Origin of the sequence: Methylovorus menthalis, assembly GCF_020523625.1 — a bacterium.
Classification (GTDB): Bacteria; Pseudomonadota; Gammaproteobacteria; order Burkholderiales; family Methylophilaceae; genus Methylovorus; species Methylovorus menthalis.
The window spans coordinates 896,012-915,500 of record NZ_JAJAQH010000006.1; the positions used below are offsets into that span (position 1 = coordinate 896,012).

Annotated in this window: 25 protein-coding genes and 2 tRNA genes; 14 read left to right on the forward strand and 13 right to left on the reverse strand. The window is 52.8% G+C overall.

Annotation, left to right across the window (positions count from 1 at the left end; all coding sequences use genetic code 11):
* The first annotated feature begins 16 nt into the window (after positions 1-16).
* Positions 17-259 carry a hypothetical protein gene (locus LG204_RS10050; protein ID WP_230337139.1) on the forward strand — a complete coding sequence of 81 codons (243 nt, stop codon included), beginning with the start codon at positions 17-19 and terminating at the stop codon, positions 257-259.
* A 38-nt stretch (positions 260-297) separates the two neighbouring features.
* On the opposite strand, the gene LG204_RS10055 is transcribed toward LG204_RS10050, so the two are convergent.
* The 5 genes from LG204_RS10055 to hpnC are packed head-to-tail and all read right to left on the reverse strand — an operon-like array spanning position 298 to position 4,553.
* The gene (locus tag LG204_RS10055; RefSeq protein WP_230337140.1) at positions 298-1,044 is read right to left on the reverse strand and encodes a YciK family oxidoreductase; all 747 of its coding nucleotides are present in this window, start codon (positions 1,042-1,044) and stop codon (positions 298-300) included.
* Between the two features lie 11 nt (positions 1,045-1,055).
* Positions 1,056-1,451 (reverse strand): phage holin family protein, encoded by a 396-nt coding sequence (locus LG204_RS10060; protein ID WP_230337141.1) that lies wholly within the window; start codon positions 1,449-1,451, stop codon positions 1,056-1,058.
* Between the two features lie 15 nt (positions 1,452-1,466).
* Positions 1,467-2,798, reverse strand: coding sequence for a hydroxysqualene dehydroxylase HpnE (hpnE, locus tag LG204_RS10065; RefSeq protein ID WP_230337142.1), 1,332 nt, complete (start codon positions 2,796-2,798; stop codon positions 1,467-1,469).
* 50 nt (positions 2,799-2,848) lie between these two features.
* Positions 2,849-3,685 carry a presqualene diphosphate synthase HpnD gene (hpnD, locus tag LG204_RS10070; RefSeq protein ID WP_230337143.1) on the reverse strand — a complete coding sequence of 279 codons (837 nt, stop codon included), beginning with the start codon at positions 3,683-3,685 and terminating at the stop codon, positions 2,849-2,851.
* 16 nt (positions 3,686-3,701) lie between these two features.
* Positions 3,702-4,553, reverse strand: a complete 852-nt coding sequence (gene hpnC / locus LG204_RS10075; protein ID WP_230337144.1) for a squalene synthase HpnC — start codon at positions 4,551-4,553, stop codon at positions 3,702-3,704.
* 133 nt (positions 4,554-4,686) lie between these two features.
* On the opposite strand from hpnC, the gene LG204_RS10080 reads away from it, so the two are divergent.
* The 4 genes from LG204_RS10080 (at position 4,687) to LG204_RS10095 (ending at position 7,513) form a co-directional block, all read left to right on the forward strand.
* A complete protein-coding gene (locus tag LG204_RS10080) occupies positions 4,687-5,433 on the forward strand; it encodes an S-methyl-5'-thioinosine phosphorylase (protein ID WP_230337145.1) in 747 nt (248 codons plus the stop codon).
* A complete protein-coding gene (gene def, locus LG204_RS10085; protein ID WP_230337146.1) occupies positions 5,423-5,956 on the forward strand; it encodes a peptide deformylase in 534 nt (177 codons plus the stop codon). The genes LG204_RS10080 and def overlap by 11 nt, the downstream gene beginning before the upstream one ends.
* Positions 5,957-6,025: 69 nt before the next feature.
* Positions 6,026-6,115, forward strand: a tRNA-Ser gene (locus LG204_RS10090).
* 183 nt (positions 6,116-6,298) lie between these two features.
* Positions 6,299-7,513, forward strand: coding sequence for a tyrosine-type recombinase/integrase (locus tag LG204_RS10095; RefSeq protein WP_230337147.1), 1,215 nt, complete (start codon positions 6,299-6,301; stop codon positions 7,511-7,513).
* Here LG204_RS10095 and LG204_RS10100 read toward each other — a convergent pair.
* The 8 genes from LG204_RS10100 to LG204_RS10135 form a co-directional block, all read right to left on the reverse strand.
* Positions 7,508-7,723, reverse strand: a complete 216-nt coding sequence (locus tag LG204_RS10100) for a helix-turn-helix transcriptional regulator (RefSeq protein WP_230337148.1) — start codon at positions 7,721-7,723, stop codon at positions 7,508-7,510. The two genes, LG204_RS10095 and LG204_RS10100, sit on opposite strands and share 6 nt — an antisense overlap.
* An 11-nt stretch (positions 7,724-7,734) precedes the next feature.
* Positions 7,735-8,274, reverse strand: a complete 540-nt coding sequence (locus LG204_RS10105; protein ID WP_230337149.1) for a hypothetical protein — start codon at positions 8,272-8,274, stop codon at positions 7,735-7,737.
* On the reverse strand, positions 8,246-10,090 hold the full coding sequence (locus LG204_RS10110; RefSeq protein WP_230337150.1) for a ParB/RepB/Spo0J family partition protein: 1,845 nt from the start codon (positions 10,088-10,090) through the stop codon (positions 8,246-8,248). Before LG204_RS10110 ends, LG204_RS10105 begins: the two co-directional genes overlap by 29 nt.
* A gap of 12 nt (positions 10,091-10,102) precedes the next feature.
* Entirely contained in the window at positions 10,103-10,414 is a 312-nt protein-coding gene (locus tag LG204_RS10115; RefSeq protein WP_230337151.1) for a hypothetical protein, read from the reverse strand.
* A 20-nt stretch (positions 10,415-10,434) separates the two neighbouring features.
* Positions 10,435-10,725 carry a hypothetical protein gene (locus LG204_RS10120; RefSeq protein ID WP_230337152.1) on the reverse strand — a complete coding sequence of 97 codons (291 nt, stop codon included), beginning with the start codon at positions 10,723-10,725 and terminating at the stop codon, positions 10,435-10,437.
* On the reverse strand, positions 10,722-10,913 hold the full coding sequence (locus LG204_RS10125) for a hypothetical protein (RefSeq protein ID WP_230337153.1): 192 nt from the start codon (positions 10,911-10,913) through the stop codon (positions 10,722-10,724). Before LG204_RS10125 ends, LG204_RS10120 begins: the two co-directional genes overlap by 4 nt.
* Before the next feature lie 9 nt (positions 10,914-10,922).
* Positions 10,923-11,090, reverse strand: a complete 168-nt coding sequence (locus LG204_RS10130) for a hypothetical protein (RefSeq protein WP_230337154.1) — start codon at positions 11,088-11,090, stop codon at positions 10,923-10,925.
* A gap of 181 nt (positions 11,091-11,271) precedes the next feature.
* Complete coding sequence (locus LG204_RS10135; protein ID WP_230337155.1) at positions 11,272-11,643, reverse strand: helix-turn-helix domain-containing protein; 372 nt, start codon at positions 11,641-11,643, stop codon at positions 11,272-11,274.
* A gap of 93 nt (positions 11,644-11,736) precedes the next feature.
* On the opposite strand from LG204_RS10135, the gene LG204_RS10140 reads away from it, so the two are divergent.
* The 9 genes from LG204_RS10140 (at position 11,737) to LG204_RS10180 (ending at position 19,482) form a co-directional block, all read left to right on the forward strand.
* Positions 11,737-11,976 carry a hypothetical protein gene (locus LG204_RS10140; RefSeq protein WP_230337156.1) on the forward strand — a complete coding sequence of 80 codons (240 nt, stop codon included), beginning with the start codon at positions 11,737-11,739 and terminating at the stop codon, positions 11,974-11,976.
* A tRNA-Met gene (locus LG204_RS10145) sits at positions 11,975-12,050 on the forward strand. The genes LG204_RS10140 and LG204_RS10145 overlap by 2 nt, the downstream gene beginning before the upstream one ends.
* 424 nt (positions 12,051-12,474) lie before the next feature.
* Entirely contained in the window at positions 12,475-13,029 is a 555-nt protein-coding gene (locus LG204_RS10150) for a toxin YdaT family protein (RefSeq protein WP_230337157.1), read from the forward strand.
* Entirely contained in the window at positions 13,029-15,467 is a 2,439-nt protein-coding gene (locus tag LG204_RS10155) for a VapE domain-containing protein (RefSeq protein WP_230337158.1), read from the forward strand. Before LG204_RS10150 ends, LG204_RS10155 begins: the two co-directional genes overlap by 1 nt.
* 180 nt (positions 15,468-15,647) lie before the next feature.
* A complete protein-coding gene (locus LG204_RS10160) occupies positions 15,648-16,016 on the forward strand; it encodes a hypothetical protein (protein ID WP_230337159.1) in 369 nt (122 codons plus the stop codon).
* 192 nt (positions 16,017-16,208) lie between these two features.
* Entirely contained in the window at positions 16,209-16,631 is a 423-nt protein-coding gene (locus LG204_RS10165) for a hypothetical protein (RefSeq protein WP_230337160.1), read from the forward strand.
* Between the two features lie 319 nt (positions 16,632-16,950).
* Positions 16,951-17,145 carry an HNH endonuclease signature motif containing protein gene (locus LG204_RS10170; protein WP_230337161.1) on the forward strand — a complete coding sequence of 65 codons (195 nt, stop codon included), beginning with the start codon at positions 16,951-16,953 and terminating at the stop codon, positions 17,143-17,145.
* Between the two features lie 109 nt (positions 17,146-17,254).
* On the forward strand, positions 17,255-17,779 hold the full coding sequence (locus tag LG204_RS10175) for a phage terminase small subunit P27 family (RefSeq protein WP_230337162.1): 525 nt from the start codon (positions 17,255-17,257) through the stop codon (positions 17,777-17,779).
* Positions 17,776-19,482: a terminase large subunit gene (locus tag LG204_RS10180; RefSeq protein WP_230337163.1), complete on the forward strand. Its 1,707-nt coding sequence runs from the start codon at positions 17,776-17,778 to the stop codon at positions 19,480-19,482. The genes LG204_RS10175 and LG204_RS10180 overlap by 4 nt, the downstream gene beginning before the upstream one ends.
* Positions 19,483-19,489 lie beyond the last annotated feature (7 nt).

A 19,489-nucleotide genomic window follows, 5' to 3' on the forward strand; every position in this document is an offset into this window, starting at 1 on the left:
CCTAATTGGGAGCGCAATGCCATCGCTTTACAAAAATCGTGACGAACGTGTGCAGGATGTGATGCTGGCCTATCTGAATGTCGAGCAGTCCCGGCGATTTTCACTCACCCATGGTAATCGCTATCTGCCATTTACCGATCTGGAAAAAGAGATGTTGCTGGAAGATAAAGCCTGGGCCATGGCACGGCTGGTGATCGACAAGATCATGCGCTTGCCGCCACCCATAAAGGCCAGCGATTATCCTGCCCCCAGCCTTTGACTACTGTATTTTTAGTCTAGAGACACGCCAATAAGTTTTTACGCAGTCTGCGCCTGAACAATCTGGCCGCTGACGCCAGCGCTGTCTTTCCCCATCAAATAGAGATACACCGACATCAGACTCTCGGCTAACGGTAAGGAGTCATGGACTTCACCAGGATGGCTTTTCTTGCGTTGAGGTGATTGCGCCGGCCCGGGTATCACGGCATTCAGGCGCACATTCGGTGTACTTTCCAGCTCAAGTGCCCAGGTTTTTACCAAGTGCTCAACCGCTTGTTTGCTGATGCCATGGCTGCCCCAATAGGCACCTGCCTGATGTCCGGCAGTCGACGATGTGAAAATAACCGAGGTATCTGCGCCACGTTTCAGCAATGGCAAACAGGCTTTGGTCAAGGCAAACGGCGCAATCACATTCACCTTGAACATGCTTTCAAACTGCTCCATTGTCTGAATCTCCAGCGGGCTCAGGTTAACGTAATGGGCGGCATTATGCAGAATGCCGTCCAGGCGACCTAGTTGCTGGTATATGCCTTCTGCCATCGCCGTAAAAGACGGCTCATCGGTTTTACTCAAGTCCAGTGGAAAAATCACCGCCTGCGGATAGCCTGCGGCTTCGATGGCGTCGTAAACCGCCTCCAGCTTTTTCAGCGTACGACCACACAAAATGACAGTGGCACCATGGCGCGCAAACGCCAATGAGGCCTCCCGGCCTATGCCCTGGCCTGCACCAGTGACAAGAATGACGCGGTCTGCTAACAGTTGGGCAGGGGCTTGGTAGTTGTGCATGAAACTTCAATCTAGATAGAGATGGTGTTGGCGTTTTGAATGATGATGGCGCCCTGGCTGGGCAGCATCCATTCAATGATCAGCGTAAAGATAGCAATGAAAATACTGGCGAAAAATGCTGTCCAGAAGCCGGAAAGCTGAAAGCCTTTCACCAGTTTTGCCACCAGCATAATCATCAAGGCATTGATGACCAGGACAAAGAAGCCCAGCGTCACCAGGGTGATCGGCAGGGTCAGGAAAAACAGGATAGGGCGGATGATGGCGTTGGCAAAGCCCAACACCAATGCAGACACGAGTAGCGATGGCACCCCGCTGAACTTGATGCCGCTAAACAGGTAGCTGGCCACCCAGAGCGACAGGCTCATGATGGCCCAATGGAGGAGGAAGTTCGAGAGATCTGCGTTCATCGATGGCTTTCTGTGTCAGGAGGTGAGGGATAGTGTGATGTGCTGGGCGCATTGTACGCCGCTGCGGATGGCGCCTTCAATGGTGGCGGGATAATCTCCCGCCACATAATCGCCTGCCAGATAGAGATTACTTAGGTCGGTTCGCATGGTCGGGCGAGATAATCCGGCGGTGCAGCTGAATGTGGCGCGTTTTTCGGCGATGACTTTATACCAGTAGATGGGCGCCTTGAGCGCCGGGTAGTGATCGCGCAGTTCGGCCAGCACGATCTCGGCCAAGGCATCCTGTCGCAAGGACTGGTGTGCGCCCTCGGCACTGATGACAACGGCAATCAGGCCGTGTTGCCCATCCAGTTGACCACGATCAAATACCCACTGACTGATGCCAGCATTGAGGCCCAGCATGGGAAAGTCGAGCGCTACGCTGGTATCAAACTGGAAGTAAACCGTATAGATGGGCTGATATTGCAGGCTTGCCAGTGACTGTTGCAATGCCTCGGTACCGGGCAGCCCGGCAAGCAATGGGCCCGCCCGGAAAGGTTGGCAGGCCAGCACGACATGCGTATAAAGCGCGCTATTCTGATCTTCGGTATGGAGCCAGTACATGCTGTCTTCGGCTTCTATCTTGTGCACTCCTTTGCGCAAGTGCACTTCCCCTGCATGTTGCTTGATATCTTCAATGAGCGGTGCGATCAGCAGCGTGGATAAATCCTGCTTGGGGAGTAGTAGGTGGCTATCCTGTTTGCGGCGGGCAAAACTATCGCGCAGAACGTTGACGAATACCTGTGCGCTTGCCTGATCAATCGGCGTGTTGAGCGCACCGAGGCACAGGGGCTCCCACAGGCAGCGTATCAGTGTCGGTGTTTGTTTGCGGTCATGGAGCAACGCCAGCACGGAAATGTCGCGTCCCAGTTTGAATCGGCGCAGCTGTAGCCAGCTCATGAAGCGGATGGCGGAGAAGCGCTCGCTCCAACTCAAGCCTTTGGCGCGCAATAAACCTACCAGCAAATGCAGCGGCGCTGGCCAGGCATCTGCCGCCTGCAGTTCAAACCCTTCCGCCAGGCGCAAATCCAATGGCAAGCGCATCAGGGCCTGCGCTTCATCCACGCCCGCTTGCGACAGCAGCGCCAGGGTTTGTTGATATGCACCCAGCAGGATATGTTGACCATTATCCAACCGGGCACCTTTCCAGCTCAGGCTGCGCGCGCGCCCTCCAGCCTGCGGGGCGGACTCCAGTACAGTGACATTGACGCCTTGTCTCGCCAGGCTGGCGCCAGCGGCCAAGCCCGCACAGCCTGCCCCAATAATGCCGACATGCGCGTTAGCTAGAGACAATGATGGCGTCGACATGGTGTTTATGCGTAAAGCAAAGCAGGAGGGAAATGCATCGCGCGGATGCTCTAGTTGCGCAGCCAGGTGCTGAACGCCAGCCACATTTTGCGCAGACCACCAAGCGACGTACGTGAATTGAGCACTTTTTCGGCGCCGTCGGCCTTGATTTCACGTAGCAGCGTGCGGTAAATGGCCGACATCATGAGGCCTGTACGTTGCGTTTTACGGTCTTCCTGTGGCAACTCGCCCAGGGCGCGCTCATAGTAGGACTCGGCCCGGGAAATCTGAAAATCAAGCAACTCCCGGACTTGCGGTGTTTCATGCCCATGCAGGATATCGATTTCGGTGACGCAGAAGCGGGCCAATTCATCCTGCGGCAGGTAAATGCGGTCGCGCCGTGCATCCTCCCCCACATCGCGAATGATATTGGTAAGCTGAAATGCCATGCCAAGATCCAGCGCATATTGCTCGGTAGCTGGATTACGGTAGCCAAAAATGGCGGCGGATAATAGGCCAACCACGCTGGCGACGCGGTAGCAATAGAGCTCAAGTGCGGCAAAGTTGGCATAGCGATTCTGCTCGCAATCCATCTCCATGCCAGCGATGATCTCAATAAAGTGTTGTTCTTGCAGTTGGTAGGTGTTGATCGGCCCTTGTAATGCCTTGCTGACCGGATGTTGCGGATTGCCCGCATACAAGCCGTGAATCTCTTCGCGCCACCAGGCTAGCTTGGTGCGGGCAATGCCGATATCGGTGCATTCGTCGGCAATATCATCGACCTCACGACAGAAGGCATAAAGCGCGGTAATGGCATCGCGCTGCGGCTTGGGCAGGAAGCGAAAGCTGGCGTAAAAACTGGAGCCGCTGGCAGCGGCTTTGTTCTCGCAATATTCTTGTGGGGACAAGGGATGCTCCGGGTAATTATTTAGCGCGTACAGCCTTGTACAGCATCAGCGCCCAGTCATAGGGCTTGAGCACAGGCCGCTGGGTGAACATGTCACCGCGTGATTTATGCAGCTTTTGCAGGATGCGCTCGCCGCCTGCAATGATAGTGCGCATTTCGAGCCCGGTGCGGCCGGGCAGGGCCTTGCCGAGCGGCGCGCCTGATTGCAGCAGCCGACGGGCGCGGTTGATCTGGAATTCCATGAACAGGCCCCAGGTGCCGCTGCTGTCAGAATTGGCAATCTGCTTTTCTTCAATGCGGTATTTGCGCATTTCATCAAGGGGGAAGTAGATGCGGTCTTTCTTGTAGTCTATCTCCACATCCTGCAAAAAGTTGATGAGTTGCAGGGAGGAGCAGATGGCATCGGAGAGCCCGGTATTGCGTGGGGTGGCCGCCTGGTAGAGATGCAGCAGCAGACGTCCGACCGGGTTGGCGGAACGTCGACAGTAATCCATGACTTCACCGAAATTTTCGTAGCGGCTTTTCACCACATCCTGGCTGAAGGCATCCAGCAGGTCGTAAAAAGGCTGCAAGGGTAAGCTGTGACGTTTAATGGTGTCGGCCAGGGTGATGAAAAATGCGGTTGTGGGCGTATTGCCCTGAGCAATCAGGTGCAGCTCCTGCCGAAATCCATCCAGCAGCGCCAGACGCTGCTCGGGAGTATGATCACCTTCATCCGCAAAGTCATCGGCTTGCCGCGCAAACGAATAGATCACGCCGATAGGGCGTCTAAGCCGCATGGGCAGCAGCACTGAGGCAACAGGGAAGTTTTCGTAGTGCGCACTGGCGTGGGCCAGGCTTTCGGCAGTAACGGCTTGGGATGTATTCATGGCTGGGTGAAGTATGCCACAAAATGCCGTGCTTAAAGCTTGCGGAGAGGGCGCATCTGCAGAATTTACCGCGGCCGCTTTGCGTTACAATCGCGGATACTTTTTTGATAAACCGAACGCTAGGAATTTTTTAATGCTGGGAATCATAGGCGGTACCGGGCTTACGCAGTTGGCCAACCTCAAGATCACAAGACGGCAGCTTATTCGCACCCCTTATGGCGAGCCATCAGGGCCATTAACCTTTGGTGAGCTGGGTGGCAAGTCGGTGGTCTTTCTGGCGCGCCATGGCAGCGGGCATACCATTCCTCCGCATGGTGTCAATTACCGGGCCAACATGTGGGCGCTGCATTCTGAGGGCGTGCGTGACATTGTTGCCGTCGCCACTGTCGGCGGTATTCATGCCGATTTGGGGCCGGGCACCATCGCCTTGCCAGACCAGATTATTGATTACACCCATGGCCGTAAAAACACCTACTACGATGACGTGGACAAGCCGGTGATCCACATTGACTTCACCGAGCCTTATTGTCCGCGCTTGCGCGGCCTTTGCCTGCAGGCTTCGCGCCAGTCTGGCGAACCGCTGGTTGATGGTGGCGTCTATGCCGCCATGCAGGGGCCGAGGCTGGAAACGGCGGCCGAGATCAACAAGCTGGAACGCGACGGCGCCACCATGGTCGGAATGACAGGCATGCCGGAAGCCGTGCTGGCGCGTGAGCTGGAGATCAGCTACGCCGCCATTTGTCCGGTGGTTAACCATGCGGCTGGTCGTGGCAGTAGCGTGCATGGTATTCGTTATGAAGACATAGGCGCCGTGCTGGATCAAACTATGGAGCGTGTGCGCCATTTGATAGAACAGGTGGTGATGAGTCATGCCGATTAGGCCTGTATTGCGGATGGGTGATCCGCTGCTGTTGCAAAAAGCCGCGCCGGTGACGGCGTTTGATACTCCCGAGCTGCAGGCCTTGATCCAAGACATGGAAGACACCATGGCGCACATGAACGGGGCTGGCATCGCGGCGCCCCAGATTGGAGTCAGCCTGCGCGTGGTGATTTTTGGAGTGGGTAAAAATCCACGCTATCCCGATGCCGAGCAAGTGCCCTATACCGTGCTGATCAACCCAACCCTGCAACCCGTGAATGATGAGCAGGAAGATGGCTGGGAAGGCTGCCTTTCCGTGCCGGGCATGCGCGGCATCGTGCCACGGTATACCCGCCTGCATTACACCGGGTTTGACCAGTATGGCAACCCGATAGATCGCCTGGTGAGCGACTTTCATGCCCGTGTTGTGCAGCATGAATGTGATCATCTGGATGGCATCCTTTACCCCATGCGCATCCGCGATCTGGCGAATTTCGGCTTTCAGGATGTGTTGTTTCCGAATGCCGATCTGGCGGATGACTGAATACGCTGGTATAATTTTGCGATTGTTTGCAGCGCGGTTAGTCATACGCAGCGTGAAGCAAGCGTTTCCGGAAGAGTGGCAGAGCGGTTTAATGCAACAGTCTTGAAAACTGTCGTGGGTTCACGCCCACCGTGAGTTCGAATCTCACCTCTTCCGCCAGAACACCATTCGCTGATGTTCGTCAGCGTTCCAAAATACCCCACGAAATAACACAAATCCTTTATTAGCAGGTACTATAGCCCCGTTTGGGGTTCGCGCTTGTTCGCGTTCGTTCGTCTACAGCCGGGGCAAAAGTGTGGTAACTTTTTGACGAGTTACCACATGGTGCAAAAAAGTTACCACATGGCAAAAAGTCTGACAGAGATTCAATGTCGCAATGCGACCAGTGAGGGAAAGAAGATCCGCAAGCTTAGTGATGGCGCTGGGCTGTATTTGTGGGTTTACGACTCGGGTGAAAAGTATTGGCGCTATCGATATGTGATCGATGGCAAAGAAAAATCGCTCAGCTTAGGGGTATACCCCAAGGTGACTTTGCAATCGGCTCGAAAATTGGCGGTTGAGAAGGGATGTTTGCTCGCAAACGGTAAAGATCCCTCCCAGGAGCGCAAGCTGGCCAAGATCGAGCGAAAGATCGCAGCTGATAATTCTTTTGAGTCGGTTGCGCGGGAGTGGTACGGGAAATATCTGCGTACGTGGGTGGATTCGCACGCGGCAGACGTCATGCGGCGCCTGGAATACAACATATTTCCCAAGATTGGAAAACGGCCGATCTCCCAAATCACTGGTCCTGAGCTGTTGGACGTTATACAGGACATTGAGCGCCGAGGTGCTTTTGATGCGGCTCATAAGACATTGGGTATGGTTGGCCAGGTGTTTCGGTATGGCATTGCCACTGGCCGCTGCGCGTATGATCTGGCTGCAGCCCTACGTGGCGCCCTGACTCCAGTGAATCGAAAGCACCAACCGGCAGTCAGGCCGGAGAAATTTCCGCAGCTGATGCGAGATATCGCTAAATACCACCAGACCGGTGGCCTGGATACGCAATACGGGATCCAGTTGCTGGCGCATACGTTTCTTCGTACAGGTGAATTGATCGGAAGCCGATGGAGTGAGGTCAATTTTGAAGAGCGGATCTGGGAAATTCCAGCCGAGCGAATGAAGATGAACAATGCTCACCTGGTGCCATTGTCTGACCAGGTGATTGCAATTTTAAATGCCCTTAAGCCTCTCTCCAGGGGGAGTGATTTTATTCTTCCTGGTCGTAACCACATGGTGAGCATCAGCAACAACACGATACTGAGCGCTTTATACAAGCTGGGTTACAAAGGGAAAATGACAGGGCATGGTTTCAGATCGGTGGCGTCGACCATACTGAACGAGACTGGATTTAACCCTGATGTGATCGAGCGCCAGCTTGCCCATTCAGAGCGCAATGAGGTGCGTGGGGCTTATAACCGTGCGGAGTACATCAAGGACCGGCGCTACATGATGCAATGGTGGTCTGATTACATCGATGCGGTGACAGAAGGCCGGAAGCCTGAGCCTCCGGTCCTATGACGCAGTTTTTGAATTGCGGGATTTTTGAAGTAGCCAAGCGTCGACTTCATGCTCTAGCCAACCAGATTTGCGCCCCAACTTTATAGGCTGGGGGAATCCCTCGGTATTGATCAGTCGATAAAGCGAGGTTTTCTTTAGGCTGATTTTTGCAAGGAGGGTCTCGATCGATAACACTTGAAGGCCGCTGATGGTTGGGTCAATTAGATTCATGATGCTCTCCATTACCAATGAATCACGACGCCATTGATCGGGCGCAGGCCGTATTGGCTGTAGATGAATTCGTACATCTTGAGATAGGTTTCAAAGCCCTCTGCCTTTGAGAATGCTTCACGGCCTGACCTGGTGAGTGGATGGCCGTCGACGTAAATAGGATCGCGCTCTCCGAAATCAATATGCAGGTGCTGGACCATGATGATGGTTTCATTGAGGATCAACTCTGCAGAGTTGTTGTTGTGCTCAACCCAACCCACGATGCTCTCTCCATGCTGCGGAAAATGCTCGCCACGGTTCACGCGGCGAAAGGTCTGGCGTTTGGTTTTATTCATTACCTGGTCGCGGAATTGGGCGGCGAATGGGAAGCCGTTGGTGAAAGGTTGGGTCGGGTAGGCGCTAAACCTGCGAGTGGTGGGTGTTGGGTCGGGATTAGTCGGTTCCACTAAAATGAACACGGTTGTTTCCTTTCTTGTCGGGGCGGCGGTCGTTGATAAGCAGGATTGAGACGGCATGGCTGGTTTACGCAGCCGCTGCAGCGGCTGTGCCATTCGATTCGTCGGCCTTGGCCGACTCCTTTTTATGAATCTTGGCCAGTTTCTTTGCCTTGATTTCCTCGAATTTGTTTTTCGGCGCTTGCGCAGCGGATGTTTCATCAGCCTGCGCAGCGGGCTCGATCAGCGCAGCCTCTTCAGGGGAAAGATCACCGGCCAGCTCGGCGACGAGGGCTTCCTGATTCTCGGGCGCCTTTGATTCTTGCGCTTGCGCAGCAGAGCGAGGGGTAGGGCGGGGTAAGTTGGTTTTTTTACGTGACTTTTCTTCCCAAATCCTCAAATCCACCGCGTCTTTAATATGGTCGATATCGATTTCGTAATGCTTGATAAAAGCAAGTAACCGTTCAGGAGGGTAGCGATCAAAATTGTATGAGTCACAGCGAAGCTCCGAGACTAAGGCGCAATCGATCAGCAGAAGCTCAAGGTCGTCTAAGGAAAAGTCAGGTATCGAGCGACTGAAGTCACTAACCGCATCATGCATAGTTCCTGTAGCGCGCTCGGGCCACCAAACTTTGATAACACTTTTACGGTCTTCAAAATCTAGTCGATTGAAAAACACGGTCGCAATCATGCGAGTTTCAAAGTAACTGAAGCCGTTACCGTTCTTTGTATCAAATTCCGCTCTGACAGCTTCTAAATATCCGGCACGATATGCTCTGTCCAGTTTTGCATCCGCTTCCCTCTGCTTTTCTGCAGATGATTTTCCTGAAGCTAACACGGTATCAATCAATCCTTTGGCTGCCAGCTTCTGCATGGCTTCGTTTTCTTTGTAAACCCTCACGATGTCACCTGAGACTGGGTGAATGACAGTCAGCAATTCGGGTGGGTCGTCTGCTAATAATTCATCCAGTCGATTACCCGAACATTTCCCACGGTGCATATTCTGGTCGTACTCGATATAACCGCCGTCGATGTAATTGCTGCTGTAGGGCAGAATTTTCTTTGCCGCTTCACCTTCAATGATTCGAGCCCCTTCTTTCTTTAAATGAAGAACATGGTTTCCACGTTTATTTGAATGACAGTCAGGGTCTGTGCAGACGTCTGCACTCTCGATATCGGGGTACGCTTCACGACAATTTCCTGTGCGTTTTGGACATTCAGTACAGGTTCCTGCGGATTTGACCAGGTTGGGATCATTGATATCAAAAGGTGCTTTGCTGAGTTGAAGGGTAAAGCGTGTTTTGAGAAGGTCTTGGGCGCGACGATAGCTTAAGGCCTCACCAGGCCTGATATCTTTTTTAAGCTCGGAGATGGCTTTCTTCTGCAACAACTCACCAGGAATTCGAGCGATCAAAAGCGCCGTACTGGCGCTGAGAAACCCCTCATAAAATACCTTTTTTGCGGCATCACAAAGGTTACATAGCTGCATGCTTGCAAAAATAGTGCGAGGTGATTTTCCTATTTCTTTTGCCAATTCTTGTACGGTATAGGGAACAAGGTCCTGGCTTTTATCCAGGAGCAACTTGAAGCCTTCTGCCTCCTCAAGTGGGTGCAGGTCTGTTCTCTGCAGGTTTTCGATCACCTGGATCTTGATTACTTGCTGGTCGGTCAGCTCGCGGACGATCACCGGCACCTGGTCGAGCCCGGCGACCGTGGCTGCACGCCAGCGTGTCTCACCGGCGACGATTTCATATTTGCCCTTTTTGCCTTTGAAGTTGCGCACGACCAGCGGCTGCAGGACGCCGACCGTGGCCATGGTGTCGGCCATGCCTTGAATCTTTTCCTCGTCAAAGCGCTTGCGTGGGTTGGTAGGCGAGGCCAGCAGGCTGCTGGTCGGTACGAAAATGGACGTGACTTGGTCTTGATGTGTCATGGCTTGCTCCGGTTATGGGTGCGTAGGTTGAGGTTCGGCCTTGGGGCGGCCGCGTCTGCGAAGCTCGGGGGTGGCGGACTGATTGGGCCGTAGCGCGTAGGTGCAGATGGACTTTTCCCAGGTGGGTTGAATGATCCGCCTGGTTCTTCGCTCGACAATGTCAGAATCAAGCATGGCCCTAAGTGCGGCGCTCACCTGGTCGCCGGTGATATGCAGGGTTACACCATGGAATATCTCACTGCGGCTTAGGCCTTCGGGGTGCTGCTGTAACAGCTCGACAATGGCTTCAGGCAAGTTGGGTTGGCGAATCATGATCTGAGACATGAATATCTGGTTAAACATGCTCAATCCTTAATGATCTCGACAGCCTGGGCACCGTGAATGCGGTAGGCCTTGCTGTGGTATCCCCTTGGAGATTTATCCCATTTCAGCTTGAGAACGCCGTCCTTATCACGCTCCAGCCAGAGGGTGACTATCTGCCCCTCATCGTCAGGCAGGAACCGGACTAGTTCATTGACCAAGGTCGATATCTCTTTGTTGTCGATGAACGCAGCAATTTCCGCGACCAGGTATATGCGATCTGCCACCACTCCAATCAACGCGAACAGCAGGGGGTAGATAAGCGGGCGCATCATGCGGCTGCCGTTAAAGCATCTGCAGTGCGTTTGCTGGCTGGGTCAATTAACACCTTCCATCCTGGTGGAACAATCGGGGAGAGTGCAGAGCGAGTGCCATTGCTGATGAGGTAGAGATGGTCGGCCTTCGCCTGGATTGCGATTTCCAGCACAAGAGCATTGTCCGGAACAGTGATTACAGTTGCCATTGCTGTCTCCTACTTGTCCGGCTGCTTGGGTGCCGGATTGCCCGCCGCCTTTTTGTAGGCGATTTCGGCCAAGTGGGTTAAAGCCATGCGGAACATTGGAGACTCTATGGCCTGAAGAAAGGTAACGCCATACTTGCGCAGCTTGGTGCTGCGGTAGGCCATTCTCAGGTCTTCCATGGTCACTTGCATCGCAAAACCCTGTTGACGTTTTGCGAATACTGAACAATAGTTCCTGATGTGTCAAGAACAATTGTTCATGCAAGATGTAATATTTAGTAATTTTTGAGCATTTCAGTTCAAAAATTAATAAAAAAACCCGATTTTTTCGGGCTACGTTACGATTTTTAAAAAAGGTTTACTACATTCTTGGGCCTTTACGGCTCTCATTTTGCTCAGCAGATTTCACTGCTGGTACTGCTCCGTGCTCTGCAACATGAAGTAAATAAGCTTGGGTTGTCTTGTCGCATTTGCTGAAGTTGGTGACCAACTTATCCAGATCACCAGACCTGGCTGCATCCAAATTCAAATAATCAAGAAGTAAGTGCCAAGCGTTTAGCCCATGAGAATCGGCTATTTTTTCGAGCGTATTTAAAGAAGCGCCTCGCGATCCTTCCATTATGTAATCGATCATCCTCTTGCTAATACCGCTTTTTTTAGCGATTTCACCAGTGGAATTCACCATTAACTTTTGAAGGTTATCAATCAGCTTCTTTGTAGCGTTAAATTTCATTTTGAAATTGTCTGTTATTGGTCACGAACTTTGGTTCCGCTTTTGAACAATTGTTCTTGACATGAACGAGAACAATAGTTCATGATCCCGGCCATGGATGACTTACACAAAACCACACTTGATCTGCTGAATGTCTCAGAGATCCCCTTGCCTGAAATTGCAAAAGGTGCCGAGGTTGGGTATCGGTGGCTTTGTGACTTAAAAAACGGTCGATTTACGGATCCTGGCATTAAGAAGATCCAGCGCATTTATTCGTTCCTATGTAGTAAGCAAGCGCCGGGCCATGAATTGCAGACGTCTGCACATCCTGATGTGCAGGTGCATCATGAATAGCAGGGTAGAGCAGCTGGTAGCTCGCAAGGCTCATAACCTTGAGGTCGCTGGTTCGAGTCCAGCCCCTGCAACCACGACATCGTCGGCCGATATGGCTGGCCTTGTATCCTCTTTGGCAGGGATGGTTTCAGCTGCCAAATATTCCGGAGAACCGGAGTTCCACGCATTATCTCCCTCTTGTGTTGCCGCCAACTTTCCCCCGTTGGCGGCATTTTTTTTGTGCATGAGGGCAGAGGGTGCCATGGCCCGTAAATAGCTGCTTTGCACATAGGCAATAAACGTGCGATCAGGCTTGAAGGGGGTGCCGCAGTTGGTGCAGGTATTAACGAATATGAATGGTGTTGGATTAAGGGCCGGGTTAACAGGCTCAAGCCGCTTTAGCTGACATGAATCGCAGCTGTATTGGAATTGCTGGCCATCGTTGGTTAGCGAAGTTTTAAACACAAGAAGCGTCCTGGAAGTAATGGGGCGATTAAATCAGGAGTCGGGAGCCATATCATGCGAGAAAAATCGCAAACCACGATCGCGATCGTGCGGCATTACATTCAAATATGGCGTAAGCGCGAGGGGTGGACCCGCGAAGCCGTTGCCCAGGAGATTGTAAAGTCCTACGAAAGTATGGACGGGGAGAGTATCACAGGGCTCAGGTTTGACCCGCCATCACGCGACATTTTTGAGCGGGCGAAGGTTAATGCGGACCGCATTTTTCGTTGGCTTGATGACGACTCTAAAGACTCGAATTTACTCTCGGCCAATATCCTCCCTTTTCTTGTGGGGGCGCTGCCGATGGATCTCCGCATTGAGTGCGTGAATCAGATCCTGGGACCCACCAATTTGAGCGTTATGGTGCTGGCCAGTGACCAGGCAGCCAGCTTGGTCGACATATTTCAGACGATCGCTAAAGAGGGCGGTGAGGCGATTGCTTCCATGGCCGGGCTGCTGGACGGTGGATCGCCAGAAGAAATCCAGAGCGCCAAAAAGGAATTGACCGAGGCCATGGCTGCCATTCAAGCGGGCCTGACCATCATTGAAAATATCGAGAGCGCGACTTAATGGCGGGGCGCGGTAAATTCCCTTTCAAACAGATTGCCGACCAGGCTCTGTTGTCTGCAGAGGCTTTACTGAATCAGTGGCTGAGCGACGGCCGTCGAAACGGGCATGAGTATTCAGCAACAAATCCCCTCCGTGCCGATAAGAAGCGCGGATCCTTCAGCATCAATCTCAACACCGGCGCCTGGGGCGACTTTGCCACAGATGACAAGGGTGGCGACTTAATCAGCCTTTATGCCTACTTGAACGGGCTGGAGCAACTGGACGCTGCTGTTGAGCTGGCTGACTTGATCGGCTACCGGCTTGAGGATAGCCAGCGACCGAAGGAAAAGGGGGAACGAAAAGCCCCTGTCATAGATCCGGAGAGCGTTAAGCACAAAGCCCCCGCCGAACCATCGCCATGGTCACCTGTATTACCTGTTCCATACGATGCTACGGAGCCGCCAAAGGCTCACGTAAAGCGCGGCTTGCCTGAGCGCGTTTGGGAGTATCGGGATGAGAAAAGGCGGCTACTGGGGTATATCTACCGATTTGCGACATCTGATGGCGGCAAAGAAACATTGCCCCTGACCTGGTGCCACAACGCCAAGACCAAAGCTGAAGAGTGGCGGTTCATGCAGTTCCCGGAACCACGTCCGCTATATGGCTTGGATAGATTGGCCGCTAAGCCCGACGCATGGGTTTTGTTGGTTGAAGGTGAAAAGTGTGCCGATGCTCCTGTCGATGATTTGCCTCATGGTGTGATTGTGACTTGGCCAGGTGGCAGCAAGGCAGTTGATAAAGTCGACTGGGCGCCATTGGCGGGAAAAAATATTTATGCCTGGGCAGACTGCGATGCCAAAAGGAAAAAGCTTACCCAAGCTGATAAGGACGCGGGGTTAGATCCAGAGGCAATGCCGTTGCTGCCCGAGAACGAACAGCCGGGCATGAAAGCGATGCTGGCCATTCAGGCAAAGCTTGTAGCGCTTGATCCCTCCACGAAATTCAAACTGGTTGATATTCCTGCACCTGGTGCCAAGCCGGATGGCTGGGATGTTGCTGATGCCTTGCAGGAAGGCATGAACGCTGCCGCGCTCACTGCCTTCATCATGAACACGCGCCCACATCTTTATGTGGTCGATGGAAGTGCTAAGCCTGCCGCTGAAAAACAGCCTTCTACCCCAAATTCAGCTACCGCAGAGGAAAAGAAAGAGCGGGCCAGCTGGGAAGATTACCTGTTAAGAAAAAACGGGACTCTCGTCCCATGCCTGGCAAATGTGTATGACATCTTGCTCCATGACTCCCACTGGAAGGGTGTGCTGGCGTATGACGAATTTAGTCAGCGGGTAATGAAACTGAAAAAACCCCCTTATTGGGAAAAGAATGGCGAGTTGGGGGAGTGGGACGCGCAAGACGATGCCAGGACGGCCATGTGGATCACCAGAGCTTGGAGATTCAGCATTACACCTGCGCTAGCTGCTGAAGCGGTAGAGAACCTGGCACGAACAAATATTGTTAACCCTCCCAGGGATTGGATGAATTCCCTTAAATGGGATGGTGAAAAGCGAGTCGACACGTGGATGCTGGATTACATGGGCGTCCCGCTTACCCCTTACACAAGGCGCGTAGCCCGGTGGTTTTTAATGGGGATGGTCAAGCGTGTGTTTGAGCCTGGCTGCAAGTTCGACTACTGCCTGGTGCTTGAAGGTCCGCAAGGCCGGAAGAAGTCATCTGCACTCGCTGCATTAGGCGGTGAATGGTACGGCGACACCGATCTGGATCTGCATAACAAAGACTCCATGAGCGCTTTGCGCGGCAAGATGCTTTACGAGTTTTCCGAATTGGGCTCAGTCGCTCGGGCTGAAGCTACGAAGCAAAAATCCTTCTTATCTCGTCAAGTTGATGAGTATCGCCCTGTTTATGGCCGTAGAGAAATACGTGCACCACGCCAGTTGGTATTCAGCGGCAGTACCAATGAATGGGAGTGGAACAAAGATCCAACCGGAGGCAGGCGTTTCTGGCCAGTCTCGATCGAGAGTGAGATTGATGTTGAAGGGCTAAAAACGATTCGAGACCAGCTCTTTGCTGAGGCAGTTGTCATGGTGAATGAAGGGCTACGTTATTGGCCAACGCCTGACGAACAGCGCGAACTGTTTGATCCTGAGCAGCTTAAGCGTGCCATACAGGAGACCTTTATTGATGCCCTACATGACAAGGTCATGGAGCATGTTGGTGAGTTCTCCCTGCATTACGCAGCCGTTGAGTGGCTCAAGCTTGATGCTGGGAAACTGACCAGAGATATACAGACCCGGATTGGTACTGCATTGCGCCAGCTGGGTTGTACGAAGTTTGAAAAACGAGGAAACGCGATCACGCGATTTTGGTACAAGCCTCCCGAGAGAAAGGAAGCAACGTCGACAAATCGTGCATCGGAGGACGATGAAGATGCGATCCCATTTTAACCAGGTGTGGAAGGTATGGTGTAGGTATGGAGGCTTGAAAGCCGCGCCTGTGCTGGCTTTTCCATACCTTCCATACCTACCACACCTTTACATTCCCCCGCGTATACATGCGCACACACATACGCGCACGCACGCATGTGTGTGTCTGTGTCTTTTTTTGGTATGGAAGGTATGGAAGGTATGGAAAACACAACAGCAACGGGGGTTCTGGCCTCCACACCTTACAAGAAAGGTCTGGTAGGTATGGAAAATCCAAAGCATGAAGAGTTTGAGTCGATATCGCAGGCCAATGAAAAAACGGCAATGGAGGTTAGGGCCGCATTCCCAGAGGCTGCAAAGATTCGCGAGCAATTTGCTGAAGTGTTTGGTGAGGGCCTTCGAGTGGTTGCTGTTGATGAAGCCGGGATGGAGATTAGAACGAACAACTATCGGGCAGACGATAGTTATCACGGCTGCCTTAACGCCAGCGAGTTTATTCTCCTTGGTGAGATCAGTCGCAAGCTTGATGCAGATATCAAGCAACGGGAGCAACGCCATGGAAAGAAGTAGTGCGCTGCCGTTGAATTTTTACCGTGATCCAGCCGAGGTAGTTGAGCGGCATGAGTTGGTGCAGTTGGGCTGCCGTGCTTGTGTCAGCTGCGAGCTGGTATTGAATCGTCCAATGTGCCAGGACGAACGGAATCAAGCACAGAAGGGCGTGCCTAGGATTGGGTTCCGCTGCAAATTTTTCAGGGAGGTTACATGAAGATTAACGATATACCTTCAGAGATACTGGAGCTTGGCGGAACTGATCCTGTCACACGTGAGCGGATGCGTAACTGGCGCAACTGGTGCCGCTCATATAACCGGTCGCACCTCTACTTTCCACCGGCGTCACCGATTGTCCGCTTGATGACGCCTGATAAAGAGACAAGACGGCAGCCACGTATTCAGCTGGATGAGATTGATTCATGGAAGGTTGAATGTGCTATTACGGCTCTTGGTGTGCCTCATCCTTTGGATCGCCGGATACTGATCGTGCAATACTTCCTGGAACACCTGCCGAAAGAAACGCGCAGACGGGCCTTTGCAAGTGAGGGCGGGGTAGTCGGGCAAACAAAATATTACGAGTTGCTACAGGTTGCGCATGGTCGATTAAAAAAAATATTGACATGCGCGGACTAAATCGCGAAAATTGCTCAAATTTCATATAACCTGACCTTATTACGTTCTGGTTATTCACAAAGCCCGCGAAGCTAACAAGCCTCGCGGGCTTTTGCATTTCTGGGACAGCATGCCATCAACTCCGCCACATCCCTGCAAGCATCCTGGATGCCGAGAGCTGGTCCGCGACGGGGCGTACTGCAGCAAGCACGCGAAGGCGAAACGGCAGGAATACGAAGAGAAGCGCGAAACATCAACCCAGCGTGGTTATGGATACCGTTGGCAACAAACAAGCAAGGGCTTCTTGCGCCAGCATCCTCTTTGCCAATGCCCTGACTGTATGGAAGGCGCCAAACGATTAACCCCGGCGACAGTGGTCGACCACATAAAACCTCATCGAGGCGATATGGCCTTGTTTTGGGATCGCAACAACTGGCAAGCCATGGCGAAAGAATGCCATGACCGCAAAACCGCTCGTGAAGATGGCGGCTTTCGTGGCGCATACCAGGGGGGTGGTCAAAAGTCTGGGGCCTAATCGCTCTAGACCGTTTGGTTAGTCGAATTTTTACTTCCGCAGGTTAGAGGGGGAGGGGGGGTAGCAAGCGGGGTGGGTGCAGACGTCTGCACTTCAAAAGGGAAATTTTATGGCTGGCCCAAAACCAAAACCTACGAATCTGAAGCTGCTGCAGAGCAACCCAGGCAAGCGGCGCCTGAACTTTGATGAGTTCCGGCCACTGACATCGATTCCGAAATGCCCGAAGCACCTGAAGGGTGAGGCGAGCCGAGAGTGGAAGCGAATCACGGAAGAGCTGGCGAAATATGGCCTGGTCTCTGAAGTGGATCGCAACGCCCTGGCGATGATATGCACGCTGTGGGCTCGATACGTTGAGGCCGAGGTGGCCATTGAGAAAGCTGCAAAAGCGGATCCCGCTTCGCAAGGATTGTTTGTCAAGACGCCGAATGGGTTTCCAGTCCAGTCCCCCTGGGTTGCAATCTCAAACAAAGCGATGGAGCAATACCGGCTTTACCTCACGGAGTTTGGCCTGTCGCCCGCTTCGCGGACTAAGGTTACTCCCAGCGACCCTTACACACCGGACCTCTTTGATGTAAATGCGCAGAAAACAGACGCTGCGCCAGAAAAGCCACAAGGCGGGCTATCGAGTATATGAGTAAAGACTTCGGGGCGATTGCAACCCAATACGCTCGTGACGTCGTTGACGGCAAGATTATTGCCAACAAGTATCACCGTTTGGCATGCCAACGTCATCTGGACGACCTGGTAAAGTCTGAGCACCCAGACTATCCGTATCAGTTTAACCCTGAGTTGATTGATATAAACGGTAAGGCCTACAGACCTGCACAACGGATTTGCGCCTTCGCCGAGCTTATGCCTCACGTCAAGGGGGATTGGGCGCTGCGAAATGAAACAATCACCCTTGGCGATTGGCAGATATTTTTCTTCGCAGTTGGCTTTGGTTGGGTTGAGAAAGAAACAGGCAAGCGCCGTTTTCGCGTATTTGACCTGGTAGTGCCGCGTAAAAATGGTAAGTCCATGGAAGCGGCCATTGTCGGGCTATATGCGCTTGGGCCTGATTATGAGTTTGGCGCCGAGGTATATAGCGGTGCGACCTCTAAGGGCCAGGCATATGAAGTATTCAGACCTGCATTGCTCATGGTGCGCAGTCTGCAGGAGTATCGCACTGTCTATGGGGCAGTGACGACAAAGTCAAATATTGCCATTCCAGACAAGAACAGCAAGTTTGAGCCGGTGATTGGCAAGCCTGGCGACGGCGCTTCACCCAGCTGCGCGATCGTGGATGAGTATCACGAGCATGATTCGGATGACCAGTATGAAACTATGCTGACCGGTATGGGTGCTCGTTCGCAGCCGATCATGCTGATGATCACGACGGCTGGCGTAAATATCAGCGGGCCATGCTACCAGCATCAGCTCGGCTTGCAGAAGATTCTTGAAGGTGTCATCGAGGATGACCGCCGGTTCGGCATCATATTCACCATTGACGCGGGTGATGACTGGACATCTGAAGATGCGTTGCGGAAGGCCAACCCGAACTTCGATGTTTCGGTAAGTGCAGAATTTTTGAGAAGCCAGCAAAAGGCTGCTATCGAGGATCCGCGCAAACAATCCACATTCAAGACAAAGCACTTGAATGTATGGGTGGCAAGCGCGACCCCGGCCTTCAACCTGGAGAAGCTGCTTAAATGTGGTGATGCGCCGCCCCTTGCCGACTTCCATGGTGAGGCCTGTTGGGCTGGCCTGGACTTAGCCAGCAAGCAAGACATCGCGTCTCGAGTGTTTGAGTTTAAGCGCGAAATCGATGGGAAGATCCATTACTACGTATATAGCAAAAACTACGCCCCCAGCCTGGCCGTGCAAAAGCCTGAGAATGCTCATTACCGTGGCTGGGTGATCAAGAAAGAGCTTGTTGAAACTGACGGGAACATGATCGACCTGGAGTTGATCCAGGATGACTTGCTCCATGACTCTGAGCCGTTTGCTCTTCAGGAAGTTGCAAAGGATCCCTGGGGCGGGCAGCAGCTCGGAGCAAATCTGGAAGCAGAGGGAATTGTCGTTGTCGACGTTCCTCAGCGGGTAGCGTTCCTCAGCGATCCGATGAAGGATATTGCCGCGCTGATTGATGATGGCAGATTCCACCATGATGGCAATGAATCCTTTATCTGGATGATGAGTAATGTCGAGTGTGTTCCCGATAAAAACGAGAATGTGTTCCCGCGTAAACAAAGTCCTGAAAAGAAAATTGACGCCGCTGTGGCGCTGATTATTGCCCATGGTAGAGCCATGCTGGGTGAGCAGGCTGATTCTGATTCACCAGGCATAGTTGTTTTATAAGGATACT